General features: G+C 65.5%; 19 protein-coding genes and 3 tRNA genes. 10 read left to right on the top strand and 12 right to left on the bottom strand.

Features of this window, described 5'->3' with window-relative positions; translation table 11 throughout:
* The 6 genes from ILT44_RS31225 to tsaD form a co-directional block, all read right to left on the bottom strand.
* Window positions 1–176, bottom strand: a 176-nt coding sequence (locus ILT44_RS31225; RefSeq protein ID WP_239468572.1) for an acetyl-coenzyme A synthetase N-terminal domain-containing protein, incomplete at its 3' end; no start/stop codon positions are given.
* A gap of 394 nt (window positions 177–570) precedes the next feature.
* Entirely contained in the window at window positions 571–861 is a 291-nt protein-coding gene (locus tag ILT44_RS26910) for a hypothetical protein (RefSeq protein ID WP_204242685.1), read from the bottom strand.
* A gap of 158 nt (window positions 862–1019) precedes the next feature.
* Window positions 1020–1346: an ATPase inhibitor subunit zeta gene (locus ILT44_RS26905; RefSeq protein WP_204242684.1), complete on the bottom strand. Its 327-nt coding sequence runs from the start codon at window positions 1344–1346 to the stop codon at window positions 1020–1022.
* A gap of 122 nt (window positions 1347–1468) precedes the next feature.
* Window positions 1469–1882, bottom strand: a complete 414-nt coding sequence (locus tag ILT44_RS26900; protein WP_204242683.1) for an EVE domain-containing protein — start codon at window positions 1880–1882, stop codon at window positions 1469–1471.
* Window positions 1883–1931: 49 nt separating this feature from the next.
* A complete protein-coding gene (locus tag ILT44_RS26895) occupies window positions 1932–2921 on the bottom strand; it encodes an NAD(P)H-dependent glycerol-3-phosphate dehydrogenase (protein ID WP_204242682.1) in 990 nt (329 codons plus the stop codon).
* On the bottom strand, window positions 2921–3976 hold the full coding sequence (gene tsaD, locus ILT44_RS26890) for a tRNA (adenosine(37)-N6)-threonylcarbamoyltransferase complex transferase subunit TsaD (RefSeq protein ID WP_204242681.1): 1056 nt from the start codon (window positions 3974–3976) through the stop codon (window positions 2921–2923). The genes ILT44_RS26895 and tsaD overlap by 1 nt, the downstream gene beginning before the upstream one ends.
* A 122-nt stretch (window positions 3977–4098) precedes the next feature.
* Between tsaD and hemC the strand changes: the two genes are divergently transcribed.
* The 7 genes from hemC (at window position 4099) to ILT44_RS26855 (ending at window position 9548) form a co-directional block, all read left to right on the top strand.
* Entirely contained in the window at window positions 4099–5025 is a 927-nt protein-coding gene (hemC, locus tag ILT44_RS26885; protein ID WP_204242680.1) for a hydroxymethylbilane synthase, read from the top strand.
* Window positions 5025–5720, top strand: coding sequence for a uroporphyrinogen-III synthase (locus ILT44_RS26880; protein ID WP_204242679.1), 696 nt, complete (start codon window positions 5025–5027; stop codon window positions 5718–5720). Before hemC ends, ILT44_RS26880 begins: the two co-directional genes overlap by 1 nt.
* A 198-nt stretch (window positions 5721–5918) precedes the next feature.
* Entirely contained in the window at window positions 5919–7562 is a 1644-nt protein-coding gene (locus ILT44_RS26875) for a hypothetical protein (RefSeq protein WP_204242678.1), read from the top strand.
* Between the two features lie 15 nt (window positions 7563–7577).
* Window positions 7578–9167 carry a heme biosynthesis protein HemY gene (locus tag ILT44_RS26870; RefSeq protein WP_204242677.1) on the top strand — a complete coding sequence of 530 codons (1590 nt, stop codon included), beginning with the start codon at window positions 7578–7580 and terminating at the stop codon, window positions 9165–9167.
* An 81-nt stretch (window positions 9168–9248) separates the two neighbouring features.
* Window positions 9249–9324 (top strand) — tRNA-Thr (locus ILT44_RS26865).
* Between the two features lie 48 nt (window positions 9325–9372).
* A tRNA-Ala gene (locus ILT44_RS26860) sits at window positions 9373–9448 on the top strand.
* A 25-nt stretch (window positions 9449–9473) separates the two neighbouring features.
* Window positions 9474–9548: transfer RNA gene (locus ILT44_RS26855), tRNA-Gly, on the top strand.
* 502 nt (window positions 9549–10050) lie between these two features.
* Here ILT44_RS26855 and ILT44_RS26850 read toward each other — a convergent pair.
* The 5 genes from ILT44_RS26850 to ILT44_RS26830 form a co-directional block, all read right to left on the bottom strand.
* The gene (locus tag ILT44_RS26850) at window positions 10051–11742 is read right to left on the bottom strand and encodes a methyl-accepting chemotaxis protein (RefSeq protein WP_204242676.1); all 1692 of its coding nucleotides are present in this window, start codon (window positions 11740–11742) and stop codon (window positions 10051–10053) included.
* A gap of 216 nt (window positions 11743–11958) precedes the next feature.
* A complete protein-coding gene (locus tag ILT44_RS26845) occupies window positions 11959–12846 on the bottom strand; it encodes a cation diffusion facilitator family transporter (RefSeq protein ID WP_204242675.1) in 888 nt (295 codons plus the stop codon).
* A 105-nt stretch (window positions 12847–12951) separates the two neighbouring features.
* Window positions 12952–14931, bottom strand: coding sequence for a CHASE2 domain-containing protein (locus ILT44_RS26840; RefSeq protein ID WP_204242674.1), 1980 nt, complete (start codon window positions 14929–14931; stop codon window positions 12952–12954).
* 1 nt (window position 14932) lies between these two features.
* Complete coding sequence (locus ILT44_RS26835; protein WP_204242673.1) at window positions 14933–18571, bottom strand: FecR domain-containing protein; 3639 nt, start codon at window positions 18569–18571, stop codon at window positions 14933–14935.
* Window positions 18572–18741: 170 nt separating this feature from the next.
* Window positions 18742–19116, bottom strand: a complete 375-nt coding sequence (locus tag ILT44_RS26830; protein ID WP_239468570.1) for a response regulator — start codon at window positions 19114–19116, stop codon at window positions 18742–18744.
* 501 nt (window positions 19117–19617) lie between these two features.
* On the opposite strand from ILT44_RS26830, the gene ILT44_RS26825 reads away from it, so the two are divergent.
* On the top strand, window positions 19618–20346 hold the full coding sequence (locus tag ILT44_RS26825) for a glutamine amidotransferase (protein ID WP_204242671.1): 729 nt from the start codon (window positions 19618–19620) through the stop codon (window positions 20344–20346).
* Entirely contained in the window at window positions 20343–20864 is a 522-nt protein-coding gene (locus ILT44_RS26820; protein ID WP_204242670.1) for a GNAT family N-acetyltransferase, read from the top strand. The genes ILT44_RS26825 and ILT44_RS26820 overlap by 4 nt, the downstream gene beginning before the upstream one ends.
* A gap of 4 nt (window positions 20865–20868) precedes the next feature.
* On the opposite strand, the gene ILT44_RS26815 is transcribed toward ILT44_RS26820, so the two are convergent.
* Window positions 20869–22302, bottom strand: coding sequence for a helix-turn-helix domain-containing protein (locus ILT44_RS26815; protein ID WP_204242669.1), 1434 nt, complete (start codon window positions 22300–22302; stop codon window positions 20869–20871).
* 241 nt (window positions 22303–22543) lie between these two features.
* Here ILT44_RS26815 and ILT44_RS26810 point away from each other — a divergent pair, with 241 nt between their 5' ends.
* Complete coding sequence (locus tag ILT44_RS26810) at window positions 22544–22753, top strand: DUF4170 domain-containing protein (protein WP_204242668.1); 210 nt, start codon at window positions 22544–22546, stop codon at window positions 22751–22753.
* The last annotated feature ends 64 nt before the right edge of the window (window positions 22754–22817 follow it).

Genomic DNA, 22817 nt, shown 5'->3' with positions numbered 1-22817 from the left:
AAATTGGTGTTCTTGATCCGGGTCGGCTGCTTGAACCAATGGATACGCCTGGCTTCCTCGGCCCAGAAGGCCTCCGGGTCCTTGATCGAAGCCTCGTACTTCGCCCGGTAGCCCGCCTCATCCAGATAGGCGCGGTGGCTCCACTCGGACGGCACGTCGTAGATCTTCTCTTCCATGGCGCTTCTCCCAGACGCTTCCATGATGAATTTAGGTCTAGGTTTACGGAAAGAGAGAGGGTTCGGGCAAGCGGGGCGGGGATCGGACTTTGGTCGTTGCTCCTTTTGGGGGGTACGGTGCGCAAGCGGCTGGGTGGGCATGAGAAGCTGAACTCCCCAACGTCATCCCCAAGGCTTGCCCCGGGGATCCACGACTTTTGCGATGGTTCAAGACGTGGATGGCCGGAACAAGTCCGGCCATGACCGTGAGGATGTCATCCCCGGCGAGCCGAAGGCGAGGGAAGGGGATCCAAGTCCAAGCGCAGCGCTATGGATTCCCTTCCCCTGCGATGGGTTCGCCATCTCCGGGCGGGAATGACAGGGAAGGCTACAGCCCGACCGCCCCGGCTCTCGACTATTTCAAGTGAAGAATGACCGGACCTTCGGACACTTTTGGTGCACTCGCGCTGATGTTCGACGCATTCTGTCCGATCCAGTCCTTGGCTTTCTGAACGCTCTCATCCGCGCCCGCCTTGTCCTGACAGATCGTAACAGAGATGCCGCCATCGCCGGTGCGGATCAGGGAGTACCCGACAAATCCCTTGACCGTTCGTATCAGGCTTTCGACATCCTGCCTGCGCTGCTCCAGCACATCAAAGAGTTCCCTCGCTCCTTCACCGGAATAGGTTCTGATCACAGCGTGCATGGCTCAGTCCTCCGTTAAGCGTCTCCTGCGAATGACACAGACGAATGCCCCGGCCCGCACGCCGACTGTACGCTTTCAGACAGCGCGCATCCACAAGGATCGCCCGTGAACAGCGAAGGCGATGATGGCGCCGCCCTACGAAAAATCGGCAGCCGGATTCACTGCGACGTGAGTTTGCGCGCGAGCGTCAAGGCTGCGGCATCGACGGAATCCCCACTGGCCGTCGGCATCAGGTTTCCGGCCTTGAGCGTGAGTTCGGTCATGACATGCAGGATCCGTGCGTCCGATTCCTCGATGCCCGCGGCGTCGAAATCCTTGCGGATCCTGGTGAACACATCGCTGTGCGCGGGATTGGCCGCGGCCCTGGCGAGGGCGTCGGAATAGGCTTCGACATCCTGGCCCGTGAGCCCGAGCTTCCCGGCCGCCCACCGGCCGAGAAGCTTGTTGCGGAGGATCGTCCTCGCCATGTCGTCGCCGCCGGCCATTCGAAACCCTCCGGTTGCCGGGCTCTCCATGCCCAGGGATCGCGCCGGGACAGGATACGTCAACGAGGGCTTCGGCGACAGCTTGAAATCGCGCAGGCGCCTGTCGGGCGGCGTAGTTGACCTTACAGCCCGCCCATCCGGCACACGATCGCCCATTCCTCGTCCGTCACCGGCTGCACCGAGAGGCGGGAATTGTTGACGAGGATCATGTCCTTAAGCCGTGGCTCTTTCTTGATGTCGTCCAGGGTCACGGGCTTGGGAAAAGCCTTCACGGCCCTGATGTCGACCATGCCGAACTTGCCCGTCTCGTCCGTGTGGTCGGGGTAGTATTCCCGGATCACCTCGACGATGCCGACCACCGCCTTGCCTTCGTTGGAATGGTAGAAGAAGCCCTGCTCGCCTAATCTCATGGCCATCAGGTTCTGCTTGGCGACGTGGTTGCGCACCCCGTTCCAATGGGTGCCCTTGCTGCCTTCGGCGACTTGCGCCTCCCAGGACCAGACGGAAGGTTCGGACTTGTAGAGCCAGTGCGCCATGGTGCTTTACCCCTTCGTTCGTTTTGCGAAATCTTCTTCGGGTTTCGCTTCAGTGCTCGGATTTGACCGGACGGTTCATCAGCGCATCGACCGCCTGATCGAGGGTCCATGCGCCGGAAAGGACTTGCTCGACCGCCTCCGCGATCGGCATGTCGATATTTTTCGTACGGGCCAAAGCCACCAGGGCGCTTGCGGTCGTCGCACCCTCCACCAGCTTGCCGCCGGCGGCCTCTTCGACGCTCAGGCCCTGGCCGAGGCGCTGGCCGAAGGCGAAGTTGCGCGACTGCGCCGTGGAGCAGGTCAGCACCAGATCGCCGAGGCCGGACAACCCCATGAGGGTCTCAGGCTCGCCGCCATAGGCGCGGGCAAAGCGCAGGAGCTCGGCGAAGCCGCGGGCGATGAGGGCCGCCTTGGCGCTCTCGCCGAGGCCTTTTCCCGCCACTGCGCCGCAGGCGATGGCGAGCACGTTCTTGGCCGCGCCGCCGATCTCGACCCCGCGCACGTCGCCTCGGTGATAGATGCGCAAAGCGGGACCCGAGAGCGCGTTGGCAAGCTCTTCGGCCAGCGCCGCGTCCCGGCAGGCGAGGGTCACGGCGGTCGGCAGGCCGCGGGCCACGTCATGGGCGAAGCTGGGACCCGACAGCACGGCAACGGCCGAGCCCGGACGCACCTCTTCCACCACGTCGCAGAGGAAGGCCCCGCTCGCGCGCTCGATACCCTTGGCGCAGAGCACAAGAGGGGTTGCGGGCAGCAGCACGCGGGACAGTGCCGCTGTCACCTCGCGCGTGGTCTGCGCGGGCGTGACGAGGAGGACGGCGTGACAGGAGGCGAGTTCGCTCGGATCGGCGGTCGGCCTGATGCGTTCGTGAAGCTTCACACCGGGTAGGCAGCGCTCGTTGGTGCGCGTCTGCGCCAATGTCTCAGCTTGCTCGGGCGAGCGCATCCAGAGAACCACGTCGTTGCCGGCTGCGGCGGCCGCATTGGCGAGCGCCGTTCCCCAGGCACCGGCTCCAGCAATGCCGATCGGTGGCGATGCCATTAGGCCTTCGCTCCCGCCTCGTCGCGGCTGGTGTCGAGGGGCCAGCGGGCGCGGGCCGGGGCGCCGATATCGTCGATGAGGCCGAGCCGCATGCGCTCAAGACCGGCCCACGCGATCATGGCGCCGTTATCGCCGCACAGGTGCAAGGGCGGCGCCACGAGCTTGAGGCCGGCCTCGACCGCGAGACGCTGCAGCCCCTGGCGCATGCCCTGGTTGGCGGCAACGCCCCCCGCCACCACCAGCGCCGCCGGATGACCGGCGATGTCGCGGAAGGCGCGCAGCCCCACGCGGGTGCGGTCGACCACCACATCGACGATGGCCGCCTGGAAGCTCGCGCAGAGATCGGCAATGTCGCTGGCGGTGAGCGGCGCGATCTTTTCCGCCTCGATCCTGACAGCAGTCTTGAGGCCGGAGAGCGAAAAGTTCGGTTCCTTCCGGCCCTGCATCGGGCGCGGGAAGGCAAAGCGCTCTGGATTTCCCTTCGCAGCCTCGCGCTCCACATGCGGGCCGCCGGGATACCCCAGCCCCAGCATCTTGGCGACCTTGTCGAAGGCCTCGCCGATGGCGTCGTCGATGGTGGTGCCGATGCGCACGTAATCGCCGACGCCGCGCACCGCCACGAGCTGGGTGTGGCCGCCGGAGGCGAGCAGCAGCAGGTAGGGAAAGCCGATGCCATCGGTGAGCCGCGCGGTCAGCGCATGGGCTTCGAGATGGTTCACCGCCATCAAGGGTTTTCTGGTCACGAGCGCGATGGCTTTTGCCGTGGTGAGCCCCACCAGCACGCCGCCGATCAGGCCGGGGCCGGCCGCCACCGCGATGCCGTCGATGTCCTTCACCGAGCAGTTCGCGCTTTTCAGCGCGCGTACGATCAGGCGGTCGATGACCTCCACATGGGCGCGCGCCGCGATCTCCGGCACCACGCCGCCATAGCGGGCGTGCTCGGCGATCTGGCTCAGGACCTCGTTGGAGAGGATCTCGCCCCGTCCGTCGAAGCCGACGCCCACCACGGCGGCGGCGGTCTCGTCGCAGGTGGTCTCGATGCCTAGAATGCGCATGATCGGTGGCCGTCTCGATTAAGGTGTTGTCCGGACTTCCGGCCCGGCGCTCCTCCCCCTATAGTCCGCCGCGCCGCACAAGATCAAACGCCGAAATCATTCTTCAGGAGAGCAGAACCGGAATGGCCTCTTCCCCTACCCTGGTCATCGGCACGCGAGGCAGCCCGCTGGCGCTGGCTCAGGCCCACGAGACGCAAGACCGGCTGGTCGCCGCCCATGGCTGGACTGTCGAGCACCTGCCCCTGTCGATCATCAAGACCACGGGCGACGCGATTCAAGACCGGCCTCTCTCCGAGGCCGGCGGCAAGGGGCTCTTCACCAAGGAACTCGACATCGCCCTGCTCGAAGGCTCCATCGACCTCGCGGTCCATTCGGCCAAGGACCTGCCGACGACCCTGCCGGAGGGCATCGCGATCGCCGGCTTCCTGCCGCGCGAGGACGTGCGCGACGCCTTCATCAGCCATCGCTTCAAGAGCCTCGCGGATCTGCCGCAAGGGGCCGTCGTGGGCTCCGCGTCCTTGAGGCGACAGGCTCAAGTTCGGCGCCTGCGGCCGGATCTTCAGGTCACGCTGCTGCGCGGCAACGTGCAGACGCGGCTGGCCAAGCTCGAACGCGGCGAGGTCGATGCGACGCTGCTCGCCATGGCAGGCCTGCGCCGTTTACGTCTTACCGACCACGTGACCACAATCCTCGAGACGGACGACTTCCTGCCCGCAGTCGGGCAGGGCGCCATCGCCATCGCCATCCGGGCCGAGGACGAGCGGGTGCGTGCGGCGCTGCAGCCGATTCTCGACGGGCCCACCGGTCAAGCGCTCGCGGCCGAGCGGGCCTTCCTCACCATCCTCGACGGCTCCTGCCGCACCCCCATCGCGGGCCATGCGCGGCTGATCGGCGGCGATCTCGAACTCCGCGGCCTCGTGCTGCGCCCGGACGGGTCGGAGAGCCTGGAGGCCGTTCGCCGCGGCGCACCGGATGATGCGGTGGCCCTCGGGCGTGAGGCCGGAGCTGAGCTGCGCGCGCGCATGCCGCCCGATTTCCTCAAAGCCTGATGCGGATTCTCGTCACCCGCTCAGGCGGCGATGCCGAACGTACGGCGGAAAAGCTCGCGGCGCGCGGACACGAAGCCTGCCTCGCGCCCGTAACCCGGATCGTGCCGACGGGCGATCCGGCGCCGAGCAATCCTTATGACACCCTGATCGTCACCAGCGCCCATGCGGAAGAGGCTCTTGCTTCGCTGGATCGGACGAAGCCCGTCTTCGCCGTGGGCGAGCGCACGGCTCAGGCCGTACGCGCGGCAGGCTTTGCCGACGTCGCCGTGGCGGAAGGCGATGCCGTCTCCCTGTCGCGGCTGATTCGCGAGACCCTGCCGCCCGGCCTGACGCTGCTTCACGTGACGGCGCGCCACCACAAGGAGGAGCCGGCGGCCTCCCTGCGGGCTGCCGGGTTCACGATCCTGCAATGGGAAGCCTACGAGGCGAAGGCGGTCGATAATCTGCCGGAGAGTGCCGCAGACGCCCTGCGCACTGGCCAAATCGCCGCCGCGCTCCATTATTCACGGCGGAGCGCGGATCTCGTCGTCCGGCTGGCAGAGGAGGCCGGACTGGCATCGAGCCTTCTGGCTCTTCACCATCTCTGCCTCTCGGCCGATGTGGCCGCGCCCCTGAGATCGGCAGGCGCCACGACCTTCGTGGCGGGAGATCCGTCGGAAGAAGCGCTGCTCGCGCTTCTCGACAGGCTCCCATGACCGTCGCCCTCGCTTCATCGAGGATCCCGCACAAGGGATCTTTGTCGTGAGGAAAGGCTCATGGTCCGACGCGTCTGCCGTTTCTGGACGATCGTGCGTCTGTAAGGGAACGAAACGCTGCGCCCAAGCTTGCCTCAATTGCCTATCACACTGCCCTTTTGAAGACCTCGCCCAACGGCGACCCTGCAAGAGTGACCCGTGACCAATTCATCTGATCCTCGACGCCCGAAATCCTCCCGCAGAAAATCCTCGCGCGAGCCGGCCACCATCGACCTGAAGGCGACCGTGATCGACGACGGCGCCGTCCAGGCCCGTCCCGAGGCTGCTGCCGAGGAGAATGCTGCCCAGGAGACCACTGGCCAAGAAACCACTGGCCAGGAGACCAGCGACGAGGTTCGTGCCACGGAGACCGCGTCGGCGGACACCCTGCCGGCTGCGAACGCCGAGGAGACCATCGCCAGCAGCAGCGAGCCTCCGGCCGAGGACGTCGTGGCGTCCCCGGAAACCAGTCTCGATTCAGGGACGGGCACCGATACGCTGCCCTCCCAAGCCGCCCTCGAGGAGCCGGCAGGGCCGGATACCCGTTCAAGCGATACCTCCTTCCAGGAGGCTTCCCCATCAGGGATACGGGGGGATACCGTGACCCCGCCGCCCGAGCGGCGCAGCTCCGCCGGCGCCCTTCTCGGGTCAAGCCTGCTCGGCGGCCTCGTCGGCGCGGGGCTCGTCTATGGATTGCAGATCTGGCAGGCGGCGCCTGCCCAAAATGATCCGCGAATCGCCCAGCTGGAGCAGCGCGTGAATGCGCTCAGGCAGCCGACAGCCCCCGGTCAACCGCAGGGCAACACCCAGGCGCTGGAGGGTCGCATCCAGGCTCTCGAAACCGCCAGAGGCGAGATCGACCAGCGCTTTCAGGCGATCCAGGACAGCGCCCGGCAGGCGGCGTCGCAGGCGCAGGAAGCCCTGAACCGTCCCGTGCCAGAGGCGCCTCCGCCTCAGGCCTCTCCCCAGAACGATGCCGCGATCACCGATCTCTCCAACCGCCTCGCGGCACTTGAGGAGCAGGTCCGTTCGAACGCGCAGAACGCGACGAATGCGGCGAACGTCACGCAAGAGCTCGACCGGCGGATCGCGGATCTGGATCGCCGCTTCGGAGAACGGGAGCAACGCTTCACGGAATCCGACCGGCGCCTGGCCGATCTCGATCGCCAACTGGCGGAAACCGGCCGCCGGTTCGCAGATACGGACCGTCGCTTCGGCGATCAGGAGCAGCGTCTTGCCGCGCTGTCCCAGCAGGCAACCGAGAACGTCCGGAATGCCGAGGCGGCAGGCCAGACCGGAACGCGAGTGGTCCTGGCGGGGCGTCTGAACGATGCCCTGCAAAGCGGCACGCCCTATGCGGACGTGCTCGACGGCGTGAAGAAAGCCGGCAGCGATCCCTCCCGCGTGGTGCCCCTGGAGTCCTTCGCCCAGCAGGGGGCTCCGACGGCGGCTGAACTGGCACGGAGCTTCGAGCCTGTCGAGACGGCGATCCTGCGCGAGAGCCGTGGGCCCGCCGAGGGCTGGACCGACCGGATCCTGCGCATGGCGGATCGGGTGGTGACCGTCAGGCCGGTGAACGGTCAGGACGGCACCGGCGTCTCCGCTCTCGTCGCCCGCATCCGGCAGGCCCTGGAGCGCGGCGACGTGGTGGAAGCGGCTGCCGCCTGGGATGCCCTGCCGGAACCGTCGCGGCGGCTCTCCGAGGAGTGGGGCCGGCAGGTCAAGGCTGTCGCCCAGGCGCATCAGGCCGCTCAAGGTCTCAGCGCCGATGCTCTCGCCACCCTCAACCGCACGACGCAATAAAAGGATCAGCCCAGCATGTGGCGCGCTCTCGTCTTCATCGGTCTTCTCTGCGTCGCGGCCTTCGGTGCCGTCTGGCTGGCTGACCGGCCCGGTACGGTTCTGATCACCTTCGCGGGCTACGAGATCCAGATGTCGGTGGCGGTCGCCGCCATCGCGCTCACGGGTCTCGCGCTTTTTCTGGCGCTGCTCTGGTCCCTGGTCTCCGGCATCCTGCATCTGCCCTCCCGCCTCACCTTCGCCTCGCGGGCGCGCCGCCGTTCCCGGGGCTACCAGGCCGTTTCCCGGGGCATGGTGGCGGTCGGTGCGGGCGACACCATCGCCGCCCGCCGCTATGCCAACGAGGCCGAGCGCCTGCTGGGCCGTGAGCCCCTGACGCTCCTGCTCAAGGCTCAGGCGGCCCAGGTCTCCGGCAATCGCGATGCGGCCGAGGCTGCCTTCACCCAGATGATGGAAGAGGACGAGACCCGGGTGCTCGGCCTGCGCGGCCTCTTCGTCGAGGCCCGGCGCCGGGGGGATACCGGTGCAGCCCAGCAATACGCTTCTGAGGCGGTTCGTCTCGCGCCGGCCGCCGCCTGGGCGAGCGATGCGGTTCTCGAGGCGCGTTGCGCCGACCACGACTGGCGCGGGGCTCTGGAGGCGGTCGAGCGGCGCGCCTCTCTCGGGCTGCTGAACAAGGCCACGGCCAAGCGCCATCGTGCCGTCCTGCTTACGGCCGATGCCCTGGAGCGGGTAGACCACGATTCCGATGGGGCCCTCAGAAGTGCCCAGGATGCGGTGAGGCTCGCGCCCGATCTCGTGCCGGCAGCGGCGATGGCCGGTCGCCTCCTGTCGCGCAAGGGCGATCTGCGCAGGGCGGCCAAGGTGGTGGAGGCGGCCTGGCGCAGCCTGCCGCATCCGGACCTGGCGGATGTGTATCTCAACCTGCGCCCAGGCGATTCCGGTCTCGACCGGCTCAAGCGGGCCGAAACCCTCATGCGGCTTTCCGGCGGCGCGCCGGAAGGGCGGCTGGCGGTGGCCCGCGCGGCTCTCGAGGCGCGCGAGTTCGACCGTGCCCGCGACGCGCTTGAGCCGCTTCTGCAGGACCGGCCGAGCATGCGGGTCTGCCTCCTCATGTCCGACCTGGAGCAGGCCGAGCACGGCTCCACGGGCAAGGGCCGCGAATGGCTCGCCCGGGCCACCCGCGCGCCGCGGGATCCGGCCTGGATCGCCGACGGGGTGGTGTCCGACCGCTGGCTGCCGATCTCCCCCGTCACCGGCCGCCTCGACGCTTTCGTCTGGCAGGCGCCACCGGATGTGCTGGTCGCCCCGGAACTCACCCTGCACGATGACGTGACGGCGGATCTCGACGACGAGCCGAGGCCGCTGCCGGCCATGCCTGCGCCTGAACTTGCACCCGAGCCTGCTGCCCCGCGAGACCCGCTCCCCGAGCCGGAACCCGACGTCCTGAAGAACGAGCTGAAGGCCGCTTTGAGTTCCGGAGAGCCGGTGAAGGAGGATACGCCTCTTCCGCCGCCGGGACCGGTCGTCTTCCCGGCCACGCCGCCGGATGTGCCGAAACCCAAGGAAGAGGCGGCCGTGCGCCGCAGCGCTTTTTCGGTCTGGTAGGAGCATTCCGCCCTTTCCCGCCTTGCCAAGCGTCGGGGGAGGGGGTAAGAGGGCGGCCTCTCGGATCGCAACATTTGCGATGCCGCAATAGCTCAGCTGGTAGAGCACCTCATTCGTAATGAGGGGGTCGGGGGTTCGAATCCCTCTTGCGGCACCATTCCCATCCTTGGCGGTGACCATCGCTGAAGATGGGAAGGAATGGCAGGGGGTCATAGCTCAGTTGGGAGAGCGCTTGAATGGCATTCAAGAGGTCGGCGGTTCGATTCCGCCTGGCTCCACCATCCTGCTGGATCTGAGACGGAGCGTGCGGGTGTAGCTCAGGGGTAGAGCACAACCTTGCCAAGGTTGGGGTCGAGGGTTCGAATCCCTTCGCCCGCTCCATTTTCTCATTCGGGAAATTCATCGACAAGGCGCCTTCGGGCGCCTTTCGTGTTGTTGGCACCGGGCCAAGCAAACGGGCCCATTCCACGAAGGGAAATGGGCCCGCGGTGACTCGAGGTCACGCGTCATTGACGTTCATCCGGTTTGAACCGGTCATAGATTCCAGATTGTCGAGCTGAAGGCTGCCTCCAACGCTCAAATTCTCAACGTGGAGGGGGCGGTCAGCCCATTCGAAATCGCTATGCGAGCCTCCATCCATTCAGGCCGAGGCGGGTGCCCGGCTTATCAGGCTTTGGGATCGGCGTCCGTGAAGAACCCACTCAGAGCATCATGCCGAACCGTTTTCCGTGACGGGTACTTCCAGGTTTGGATCACGACCCGTCATAGTAAAAAAGCGCTCGGCGGGTGCTTGTTTCAGCGTAGCGGCAAAGAAAAAGACCCGGCAAACATTTGCCGGGTCTTTTGCGGTACGGGTTGGGCACGGAAAAGTGAGAAGCCGCTCCTATGCGGCTTTGACGCCGTGGAGGAAGTCGGCGACCTCCCTGGAGAGATCGTTGGAGTGGCGCGACAGCTCCTGGGCGGCGCCGAGCACTTGGCCAGCGGCCGAGGTGGTCTCGCCGGCTCCGTGCTGCACGTCCACGATGCTGCCGGTCACGGCTTCGGTGCCGCGGGCCGCTTCCTGCACGTTGCGGGCAATCTCGGCGGTGGCGGCGCCCTGCTCTTCCATGGCTGCCGCAATCGAGGTCGAGATCTGGCTCATCTCGGTGATCGTGCGGGCAATCTCCTGGATCGCGGAGACCGTCTGCTGGGTCGCCTGCTGCACCGAGCCGATCTGCGCCGAGATCTCCTCCGTGGCCTTGGCCGTCTGGCTCGCCAGCTCCTTCACCTCGGTCGCCACCACGGCAAATCCCTTGCCGGCTTCACCTGCGCGCGCCGCCTCGATCGTGGCATTGAGCGCCAGCAGGTTGGTCTGGCCGGCAATGGTGTTGATCAGCTGCACCACGTCGCCGATGCGGCTGGCGGTGGTGGCCAGATCCTGCACTGCCGCATCGGTGCGACGGGCGCCCTGCACGGCCCGGTCGGCAATCTGCGAGGACTGCGCCACCTGGGAGGCGATCTCGCGGATCGAGATCGACAGCTCCTCCGTGGCAGCCGCCACGGTCTGCACGTTGGCGGAGGTCTGCTGGGCGGCAGACGAGACGGTGACCGACTGCTGGGTGGTCTGCCCGGCGACTGCCGTCATGGACTGGGCGGTGGCCTCCATCTCGGTGGCGGCCGAGGACAGGCCCTGGGTCAAAGCCGAGACGTTGCTCTCGAAGCGCCGGGTGAGCTGGTCGAGGGCCTCGGCGCGGCGCATCTTGGCCTGGTTGTCGGCGTCCTGGGCCGCAGCGAGACGGCGCGCTTCGATGGCATTGTCCTTGAACACCTGCAGCGAGCGGGCGAGAAGGCCCACCTCGTCCTTGCGGGCGGTGCCCACCACCTCGATCGCAAGGTCGCCGTTGGCCAGCCGCTCCATGGCAGAGGTCATGCCGTTGAGCGGTCGCGTCACCCCGTAAATCGTGATCACCCCCAGCAGAGCAATCGCCAGCGTCAGGCCGACAGCAGAGGCAATGATCAACTCGTTTGACGTGAACGATGCAAGAGATGCCGCATTGGACTTGGCCCGTTCGAGAGCCACGGCATTGGCTTCGGCACGCTCGTCGAGCGCCTGCGAGGCCTTATGGCGCAAGTCTCGGCCTTCGCCGCTCGAGAGCTTGAAGGCTTCCTCGCCTTCGTTGAGCTGGGCATGGGCAATGGTCCTGCCCATGATGGCGAAGTAGTCTTCGACGATCTTCTTCACCTGCTCGTTGGTCGCGCGCCGCTCCGGCGTATCCGAGAGCGCGATCAAGGTATCCAGGTCCTTCAAGGCTTCTGCCTTGGCTTCCCTGAAGGCCGACTCGTAGACGGCCATTTCCTGAAAGCGCTTTTCGATGATCAGGTTCTTCTCCTGGATCGCTGCCTCGTTCACATGGGCCTTGATATCCAGGGCCATGCTGCGTCGGGCCGCATGCACGTCGACGATCTGCTGGGTGTCCTCGGCGAGGGTATCGAGACCTGACTTCGCGAAGATGATGAGGCCAATGGTGACAGCGACCATCACGACGACCGGGACGATGAGCTTTGCAATGATTCTGAGGTTGTTCAAGGCACGCATTGATTGTCGATGTCCTGCCCGCATCGCCGCGGGAGGCGCGCGCCCCCACGACGCGCTTATCCAGGCTGCCTGTTTGTAACCGGTAAGACTTGCATGATCTATTACGGTTAATACCTATCGCTGAAGTAAGTCTTTCTTAATTTTCTTTCGGAGCGGGAGCAGAAGCAAAGATATGTTTACGATCTACTGAAGATTGCTTCTTGAGGGCCCACTCGCCTAGAGAACCACGATGCCCGCGTGCTTCGCCTTGTTATCGGGTTCCACATGGATCGTGATGAGCGCATCCTCGACGTCGGCCTTGAGAGCGCGCTCCAGACGGTCGCAGATGTCGTGAGCTTCGATCACGCTCATCGCGCCGGGCACGACGAGATGGAAATCGATGAAGGTCATCTTACCGGCATGGCGGGTGCGCAGGTCGTGCGCCTCGATGGCGCCTTCGGCGTTGACGGCGATGATCTCGCGGACGCGGGCAAGGGTTCCCTCGGGCAGAGCCTCGTCCATGAGACCGCCGATGCTCTCCTTGATGAGTCCCCAGCCCGACCAGAGAATGTTGACGGCGACAAAGGCGGCAAGGGCGGAGTCGAGCCAGTGCCATCCGGTGAACGGAACGAGCAGAAGACCGATGATGACACCGGCCGATGTGACCACATCGGTGAACAGATGGCGTCCGTCCGCCACAAGAGCGGGGGAGCGCAAGCGCCGTCCATGATGAATCAAAGCCCAGGACCACACCGCGTTGATCACGCTAGCTACCGCGTTGATGGCGAGGCCTTCCATCGGGGCGTCGATCATTTTCGGCGCGAGGAATCCGAAATAGGCCTCCCGCAGGATGGCGAGCGCTGCGACGATGATCAGCACGCCTTCGAGAACGGCCGAGAAATACTCCACCTTGTGGTGGCCGTAGGGGTGGTTGGCATCCGCCGGCGCGGCGCTCAGGCGAACGGCCATGAAGGCCGCCACCGCCGTCACTACATTGATGATGCTCTCCAGGGCGTCGGAATAGAGCGCAATGCTGCCTGTGATGTAATAGGCGGCATATTTCAGGACGAAAACGACGGTTCCGACGAATATGCTGCCAATGGCAAGTTTTCGAATCTTGTCCATGGCGCGACACTTGAAAGTTGGCTTAAGCGAGGAAACGAGGCGACCTTATAGAGCCTGTTTCTTCAAGCGCAAGACATTGTTTTTACTTGCTAATCATTTGCATATTCATTCCGGGATCGCCGCCGCCTTGACCATCAGCTTCTTGTAGTAGTTCGACAGGGAGGGAGCGAGCGTCTGGCAGTGCTGAACGAGTTCCAGGGCTTCCACCCGCTTTCCTGCACTGATCGTATCGAGCAGCGTGGGATGCAGCTCCGTCAGTTCCGCAAGCGCCGGGTCCTGAGACTGCCCGGCCGGGGCGACGATGGTGAAGATCGCGGATTTCTCGGTTCGCCCCTTGACGGCGATGCGGTCGAGTTCGATGAGCACGAAATGGTCCTGCAAGGCCTTTGCCGTGGCAGGACCGAGCACGATCGAGACGCCGTATTCCTTCGACAGGCTCTCCAGGCGCGAGGCGAGGTTCACCGTATCGCCGAGCACGGAATAGTCGTAGCGCCAGCGCGATCCCACATTGCCGACCACGCAGTCGCCGGTGTTGATGCCGACGCCAATGGCGAAGGCGGGCGCGGCATCTCCCTCTTCCTGCCGCAGCTCCGCATTGAGAATCTTGACAGCCTCCAGCATGCGCAGGGCAGCCCGCGCGGCCCGCAGGGGATGGTCCGGACTGGCCAAGGGCGCGTTCCAGAACGCCATCACGCAGTCACCGATATACTTGTCGATGGTGCCGCCTTCCGCGAGCACCGCTTCAGAGAGCGGATCGAGGAGACGGTTGATGAGCGTGGTCAGATGCTCCGGCTCGTCCTTGAGCTTCTCCGACAGGGTCGTGAAGCCGCGCACATCGCAGAACAGGATCGACAGGTTGCGCCGCTCGCCCCCCAGCTTCAGGGCGCTGGGATCGCGCGCGAGCTGCGCCACGAGATCCGGCGACAGGTAGCGCGAAAAAGCCTCCGACACCGTGCGCCGCAGGTGCCGTTCACGGGCGTAATCGAGGCCGAAGCGGGTTCCGAACACAGCCAGCGCCGCTGCGGCGGGCAGGGCGGGCGGGGCCCAGACCCGTTCGAACCGGAGCAGAGCCCAGGCTCCGACCATGAAGAAGGCAAGGACGAAGACGGCGGCGGGGCCCGTCCGCCACGTGACGCCATGCCGGGAGAAGGCCGCTGCCAGGAAGGCTCCGGCGATCACGAGGAGCATCATGGCGGAACGCGGCACGGGGAGCACGTAGAGGCCGTGGCGGAGATTGTCGAGGATATTGGCCTGCACCTCGACGCCTGGGGTGAGCGTGCCCTCGGTCAGGGTGTAGGGCGTGGGAAACGCATCGGGTGTGCCGATATCCGCGGAGGTCGCCTGCTTCAGGCTCAGGCCCACCAGAACGATCCGATCCTTGAAATAGCCGGGCGGCAGAAAGTCCGCCGGATTCAGGGCCTGGTAATAGGAGACTCGGGGATAGGTGTAGGCGGGTCCGAAATACTGGATCAGCGCTCCCTCCGGAGGAGCCGGTTTAGAATTTCCGGCCAGTCGCAGCGCCTCGCCGGCGAAGCTGTCCCGCATGTCCGGCATGCGGCGCAGATAGGCGTCTCCGTCGAGGTGAACCGACGCGACGCCCGCCGCCGCTCCCGCATCGAGAAAAGGATCGAGCGGATAGACCCGGGTGACCTGAACGCCCTGGTTCAACATCGTGGTGACGTCGTCCGCCGCCAGAACCACGTCGGGGCCGAGAGCCTTGGCGAAAGAGGCATCGGCCTCCTCGGCGGAAGGGTCGGCGAAGACGATGTCGAAGGCGATGACCTTTGCCCCCGCCACACGCAGGCTCTCCACGAGCTTCGCATGGATCTCCCGCGACCAGGGCCACCGCTGGCCGATCTCGCCGATGGAGGGCTCGTCGATGGCCACCACCACGGCCCCCGGCTGCGCCGGGCCCGGCGGCGCGATCACCGACAGAAGGTCATAGAGCCGTGCCTCGATGAGACGGAACGGCGAGAAGAACAGGAATGGGATCAGCAGCGCCGCGATGATCCCGGCCATGGCGAAGTGGCGCCAGGGAGGCTCTCCGCCGCTGTGATCCCGTAAAGCTCTCTCGTTCTGGCTCACCTCAGAACCTGGCTTTGATGCTTGCCTCGAGGGTGCGCCCCGGCCCGCTGATATCGGGGGCCAGCTCGTAATCTTCGTCGAGCATGTTGAGCACGCTCAGACCGAAAAGGAGGCGGCGGTCGGGCGTTTCCCAGGTCAAGGCGGCATCGGCCGTCCAGTAATCGTCGATCGCACGACCTGCGAGATTGCCGGTGATATCGCTCACGAAGGTTCCGGCAAGGGTGAACCGGAGTCGGCTCGGATGCACGAAGGTGAAGCCTGCGCGGGCAAACCTGCCGGCGACGAAGGGCACGTCGGCGCCACGCGCTTCCTCTGAACGCACCTCCGACGAGATCGTGCCGATGGTGCCGAACACGCCGATGCCATGGGTGAGCCAGAGGTTGGCCGACGCAGCGAGACGCTCGATCCGCGCCTTCCCGATGTCGATGTTGTCGAATCCATAGGCGATCGGAAGGCTCAGATTCTCTGCATCCTGACGCTGATATTCGACGGAGGTGAAGACGTAAGGCGACCATTCCGCATCCCAGCGCAGCGCAAGGGTCGTGGTCTCCGCACCCAATGCCGTCGGAAGGGCATTCGGCACGAGACTCACGGTGGTCACCGGTGCCAAGGTAAAGGCAATCGGCGGCACTACGTCCTGCCGATAGGCCGCCCGCAGCCATTGTCCCTCGAAAGGCGAGATCCCAACGCCGATACGGGGGGACACGGTGTCGTCCTCCGGCTGTCCCTCGACCTTGATGGCGCTGCGCTCGACCCCGGCCTCTGCCTCGAACCAGTCGAAGGGGCGCCAGAAGGCATCCGCGTAGAGGCGCGTGCCGTTGAAGCTCACGTCGGTCAGCTCGTCGATGTCGGTGAAGTCGAACGTGTCGGTGCCGATGTTGTAGAGGTAGGAGCGGCCGACGCTGCGGGCGATGCTTCGTCCGCGCTGCGCCTCGAGGCCGTAATGGAGGGTCAGGTCCCCGAAGCCGATCATGTGCGAGAGAGCCGCCGAGACGCCTTCGGTCCTGTTGCGGTCCCATGTGCGGCCGCCGACGATGAAGCCGGGGATTTCGGCGCTGGCCGTATCGGTGAAGCGCCGGTCCACGCCGTTCAGGCCGAAAACAGCTCCCGTGAGCACGTTGCGGTCGCTGAAGCTGTGGCTCCAGCCGGCGCCACCCAGCACGGCGGTGGTGTTCTGCCGACCCTGAAAGACATTGGTCGCGGTGCTGATGCGCGCGAGCGGCGGATCCAGTCGCGACGCAGCGCCGAACACCAGGAAACGGTCGGCAGCCGATGGGGCAACGCCGACGAAGAAGGAGGCATTGTCCACCTCCTCGCGGTTGATGGTATCGCGCCCGTTCGCTTTGGCACGGCTGGCCGTGAGACTGAAGGAGGTCGGAAGCGGCTCGTTCGAGAAGCCCTGGACCGTGGCGTCCGCCCCCCAGCCGATGCGGCCGTCGCGGTGCAGGAGCGAGCCGCCGACCTCCGTGTCGAGGAAGGGGCGGCGGAGCAGGTCGATGCGGCCGATGCGGCCGGAAACGGCGAGCGGATCGAAGAACAAGCCCTGGATCGTGAGGTTGAGGGCCGTGAGATCCGCAGCGACACCGCTTTCGATATTGGCAATGTCCGGCTTGCCCGTGATGAGGTTCGGACGCTCCACAGCCGCCAGATCGAAATAGGTCGAGGCGCTGAAGGGATCGAACACCCGATCGCCATAGAAGCGCGACCACTCGTTGAGGTTCAGGAAGCGATAGGCCTGGGCCGGGTAGGAGCCGCCCTCCTTGTTGATGGCGAGGCCTGCGAAATCGCCCCCCCGCTGGCGATAGCGGCGCACAGCTTCGCGGGCGGCCAGCACGGCCTGATCGGCCTGATACTGGTCGATGGCGATGGCGGTGCGGAAGCTCGCGACGACCGGGTCGTTCGGATCGAGCCGGTCAGCATTGTCGAGGGCCTGATCGGCCAATTCCTCATCGCCGTTCTGGTAATAGGCGACGGCCGCCATGAGCAGGCCCTGCGACAGACCGGGATTGGCCGCCGATCCGGCCAGGATGGCCTCGAGCCCCTTGGAGGACTCACCCTTCTGCAGCAGATAGCGGCCGCGGGCGATGTAGCCCACGCTGAAGGCCGGATCGAGGGACAGCGCCTTGTCGATCAGGGCGCCCGCCTCGTCGACCCGGCTCTGGTCGAGCAGCAGGATCGCCAGATTGGCATAAGAGACGGGGCTGCCCGGATCCGCCTCGATGGCGCGGCGCAGGGCTTCTTCGGCGGCGAGGGGCCGGTCCCGGTCGGACTCGAACAGGCCGAGGGTGTTCCAGACATTGGAGTTGCCCGGCGCGATGGCCGCAGCCCGGCGCAGGGCCTCGACGGCCGCGTTGACCTCGCCGTCGATGTCACCGCGGATGCTGCTGTCGGCGGCGATCACCTCCGGATCGTCCGGATCGAGAGCCTTGGCGCGGGCGATGGCGTCCCGCATCTCCTCACGCCGGTTGAGGGCGTAGGCGATCTGCGCCGCCGTCATGGCGAGGCGCGCATCGTTGGGAAAGCGCCGCTGCCCGTCCTTCAGCACTTCGGCCGCGGCCTGAAGATCCTTCCGGAAGGCGACGATATAGGCATGAGCCAGGACGGCGAAAGGATCGTTGAGGGCGATCCTGGGTTCCGGATAGGCCCGCTTCGGATCGGCCAGGGATTGGGCGATGTAGCGCCCGTAAGCAGCGAAGATGCGCCGCTTCGGATCGACACCCCGCTCGGCCCTGGCGAACAGCGCAGCCGCTTCCGACCAGCGATGCTGCGAGCCCAGGAGAGCCGCCTCCACCAGGTCGGCACGGGCGCGCTGAGAAGCGCTCAGGCCCCGGCTTCGCGCCTGGGCCAAGGCTTCGGCCGCAACCGTGCGTCCATCGAGGGATGGGGCCACTTCGGCCAGGCTTAGCCAGTCCTCGGCGCTGCGCGCCTCCGGCCGGATCGCCGCGATCCGGCCACGCTCCGCCCGCAGGGCTGGACCGGCCAGAGGCGAGGTGGAGATGGAGGAGAACGTATCGCGCAGGCTCATGTAAAAGAGCATCTGCTCGCGGTCGTTCGAGTTCGTGAGAATGAACTTCGTGGGCGCCTGGCCGATGGTGGCGACCGCGCCTTCGCCCTGGCGCACCGTCACGGAGCCCTGCGCGTTGGAGAGCTGTACCACGCCTTCGAGCACGATGAGCGAGGTGCGGCTTCCCTCGACCGAGAGCGACCAGTCGGTGCCGCGGATCGCGGCGACGGCCGCGGGCGTTTTGACGTCGACCCCCGAGCCGCCGCGGGCTGCACGAGCCCAGATGTTGCCGCTCTGCAGACTGAGCTGGGTGTTGCCGGTCGCGCCGCCGGCCACGTCGTTGACGGTGAGGGTCGAGTTGCGCCCGACGCGGATCTGGGTCTGGTCGGAAAAGAGGATGGCGAGATTGCCGATCTCATTGGTGCGCAGGGTATCGCCGCCCACCACATTCTGCTGGATCGAGGCCGCGCGCCAGAGATCCTCGCGCACGAAGCGCATCTCTTCGCCGCCCTTGGCTGCCACGATGGCGCCTGCAGCAGGCGCCTGACGCGGCACGGGAGACTGTGCCTGCGCCTCAACCAGACAGAGGGCCAGGGCGCTCGTCGCGGCCAGCAGTTTCAACGCTCGTAAAGACATGAAAGACCAACTTGATCGAAGGATACCTGCTCTAACGTTACCTGAGCTTAGCAGCAAGTGCCTAGGATCAAAGTCGATTCATATCGGCGATGATGTGTTTTGGAACACAAGGTGAATGATGCGACATTCGCACCACAGGGACGGGCATGCTTCGCGGCACAAGGCCGGGATCAGGCCGTTGCGCCGCGGGCCAGGAGGAGCTTCTGCTTCAGGTCGTGCTGGGCAAAAGGTTTCTGCAGGACGGGGCGGTCGCGGAAAGCGTCGCGGATGCCGGCGCTGCCGTAGCCTGTGGAGAACACGAAGGGGATCGAGCGCTGCGCCAGGGCCTCGGCCACTGGATAGATCGGCTCGCCGGCCACGTTCACGTCGAGAATGGCCAGATCAACCTTTTCGCGCGTCACAGCCTCGAGGGCCGCCGACAGCCGGGCCGCCGGGCCGATCACCTCGCAGCCGAAATCGAGCAGCATGTCTTCCAGCAGCAGGGAAATCGCGGCCTCGTCCTCAACGACAAGGATTCGCAGGCCATTGAGATCGCCATCGCTCATTACGCCATCAGTCACGGTCTTACTTTCTTTCACACGAGGCGCTGGGAGAGTGTTTTTCACAACACGCTACAGATGCCCTGGAGGTTTTGGACTTCAAGCCTTGAGACTCAGACGCTTCTATCACTTTTGCGCCTCGATGCAAAAGGCCCTGGAGCCCTGCCGATCCATGATATCATTATAGAGGCCGAAGTTAGGCTGACAGGGGCCCAAATGCCTAGAACGAGATCGCTTAGGACCGTCTGCTGACGTTAGGGAGGTTTCAAACTTTCCAAGGCTCCCAGGCCCTGAACGCGCAGATCCTCGTCGGCGAAAGGCCGGCTTGGGACGTGGCCGAGCGCTATCTGAACCAGCTTCATCGTCGGTCGGGAGGCTAGGTGCCGCCTTCCAAACCCTCTTACCAAACCCTCTTGCGAAGGCAAGGCATTGTCCTGAATAATCGGCCAATGTCCTCGCGTTGCCGTTTCCCTCCTTTCATGAACGCCGCTGCATCGGACCGATCCCATGCCTAGGCGGCGATCCAAGGCACCGGTTCTCATCATCCTGCACCAGGAGCATTCGACTCCCGGCCGGGTCGGGCGTCTGCTCCTGGAGCGCGGCTATCCCCTCGACATCCGCCGTCCTCGCTTCGGCGATCCGTTGCCGGAGACGCTTGCGGAGCACGCCGGAGCGGTTGTCTTCGGCGGCCCCATGAGCGCCAACGACCCAGACGATTTCATCAAGACGGAGATCGACTGGATCGGCGTGCCCCTCAAGGAGAACAAGCCCTATCTCGGCCTCTGCCTCGGAGCGCAGATGATGGCGAGGCATCTGGGTGCCGGCGTCTGGGCCCATCCGGAGGGCCGGGCCGAGATCGGCTATTATCCGCTCCTGCCGACAACAGCTGGGGTAGCTCTGAGCGAGGAGTGGGGCGTTCCCTGGCCGAGCCATGTCTATCACTGGCACCGGGAGGGCTTCGATTGCCCCTCCGGCGCCGAGACTCTCGCCACCGGCGACGATTTCCCGACCCAGGCCATCCGGGTGGGCGAGAAGGCCTTCGGTCTCCAGTTCCACCCGGAAGTGACGCACGCCATGCTCTGCCGCTGGACGGTCGTCGCGGAGGAACGCCTCAAGATGCCCGGCGCGCAGGACCGGGTGCGCCAGATCGAGGGACGCTTCCAGCACGACCCGCACGTCTCCCGTTGGCTTGACCGGTTTCTCGATCACTGGCTCGACGGGAAGAGGCGAGGATGAGGCGGGGGCAGGATGCCGTGCTCGCCACCGAACGGCTGCGCTTCCACCCTTGGGAGCCTGAGGATTTTCCACTTCTGCTCGCCCTGCATCGCGAGCCGGAGGTGCAGCATTTTCTTCAGATGGGTGACCCGCCGTGGGATGAGGCGTTTCTGCAAGCGAAGTTCGAAGGCTTTCGTGCAGATTATGCGGCAAGCGGCTGGACGAAGTTCAAGGTCCTGGACAATCGAGGCCGGTTTCTGGGGCGAGCGGGCTTCGGGCGCTTCGACGAGACCGGCGAACTCGAACTCGGCTACAGCTTCATGCGTCCGCATTGGGGACAGGGTTATGCAACCGAGGCGGCCGATGCCCTTCTGAAGTGGATCTATCGTGCAGCCGCCGTCGATCACGTAATCGGCTTTGCCATCGCCGAGCACCGGGCATCCCGCAAGGTGCTCGAAAAGATCGGCATGGCGTTTACGGGCATGCGGGACCTGAACGGAATTCCGAACGCCTTCTACCGGCACGACCGCCTGGCTTGAGAGCTCACGTCGCGTCGAACTCGAAAGGGGAGACGCCGCGCTTCATCTCGTCTACGATCAGCGCATGCATCAGGGGCGGCGCGGCGCGCTGAGGGCAGGCGACGCGCTCGCACAGCCGGCAATTGATCCCGATGGGCGTGGCGTCGGAGGAGGACAGGTCGAGGTTTCGTGCATAGACGAGGCGATGGGCGTATTTCAGCTCGCAGCCGAGGCCCACCACGAATTGCGGATCGGGCGCACCCCAGGGATTGAAGGCGCGCTTGACCGTGCGGGCCATGGAGAACCAGCGCGAGCCGTCCGGCAGCTCGACGATCTGGGTCGCCACCCGGCCCGGGGTCCGGAAGGTCGAGTGCAGGTTCCAGAGCGGGCAGGTTCCGCCGAACTGCGAGAACGGGAAGCGGCCCGACGAGAAACGTTTCGACACGTTGCCTGCCGAATCCACCCGCACCAGGAAGAAGGGGATGCCGCGCGCGCCGGGGCGGGCGAGCGTCGTCAGGCGGTGCGCTACCTGCTCAAAGCTCGCGCCGAAGCGGGCGCCGAGCACCTCCACGTCATAGCCCAGGGCCTCTGCTGCCGCATGGAATTTCGCATAAGGCATCATCAGGGCGCCGGCGAAGGAATTGCCGAAGGAGACCCTGAGCAGCCGCCGCGCCGGCCCGTCGACGGGCTCGAGCCGCGCGGCGAGCGCGTCGATGGTCTCGCGCATCTCGGCGAAGGCGAGCTGGTACGCGGCCTGGAAGGTTCTGCCAGACGGATCCACCAGTTCGGAGATGAGCAGCTGGCGGCGATGATGGTCGTAGCGGCGGAGCGAATCCGGCATCACGTCGATCGGCATCACGCGCACCCGGATGCCGTGCCTGGCGTGCAGGCGCTCGCTGATGGCGAAGAACAGGTCGTGCCCGGTCATCGCAAGCTCCGAGGCCAGGGCTTCGGCGGCCTCGTCCAGCTCCGGGAAATGGTTCTTGGCCTCGTGGATCAGCTCCCGCACCCGGTCGACCGGGTTGACCTGCGGCGCATCCTCGGCGCGGTCCCGGTCGTTGAGGTTCGGCGTCACCGCCTCCCGCGCGCCGCGCATGGCCTGATAGGCGCGGTAGAGGCGGTTGATGGCGTCCACGAGGGAAGGCGCGCTTTCGATGGTCTCGCGCAGCTCAAGCCGCGCTACCGGCGTTGAGCGGAACAGCGGATCGGCGAAAACCTCCTCCAACTCCGAGACGGTGCGCTCGTGGTCGTCGTTGGCGAACTCGCGCGGGTCGAGGGAATAGGCATGGGCGAGGCGGATGAGCACCTGCGCGGTGATGGGGCGCTGGTTGCGCTCCATGAGATTCAGGTAGCTCGGCGAGAGCCCGAGCTCCTCGGCCATGCGCGCCTGGCTCAGGTTGAGGTCGCGCCTGAGGCGCTTGAGGCGGGGGCCGACGAAGAGTTTTCTGCTCTCATCCATTTGTAAATCTTTTTACAATTTTACTCAGCGCGGGTTGTCGGCAATTTACAAGGCTACTTTTCTTTCGAAATCAGCGATTGAAACAAAGGCTTCTTCAGCGATTATATCCATCAGACGCCCTGCCGATGCACAGAGTTTGTGGGTCTGAGGGACAGATTGTCAACGGATGTAAACCTTTTGATGAGGCTTTCCCTGCGGAAGAATGCAGAAGGTCCATCGATTTCAAGAACGGAGAACGGCCATGCAAAAGTCACGGTTCTGGGTGGTTGGCGGCGAGTACACGTCCTGCGAATGCGAGTGCATGGTCCAGGGGACCGAGCGGGTCGTGGGTCCGTTCGAGAGCCGCACGGAAGCCGAGCGCACCTGGCGCACGCTCTCCGAGGATCACCGCCCGCAGGCGCAGGTCCGCTTCACCATCGCGCAGGAGCCTCCGTCGACCCTGAGCGCCTAAAGAGGCCCCTGAAGGCGCTCAGGGTCGCCCCGCCGGAGGAGCAAGGCGCTTCCGGCGGGTTTTT

The organism is Microvirga arvi (genome assembly GCF_016892765.1).
GTDB classification, from domain to species: Bacteria; Pseudomonadota; Alphaproteobacteria; order Rhizobiales; family Beijerinckiaceae; genus Microvirga; species Microvirga arvi.
The sequence above is the reverse complement of the archived record's forward strand: the minus strand, read 5'-3'. Positions and strand labels throughout refer to the sequence as shown.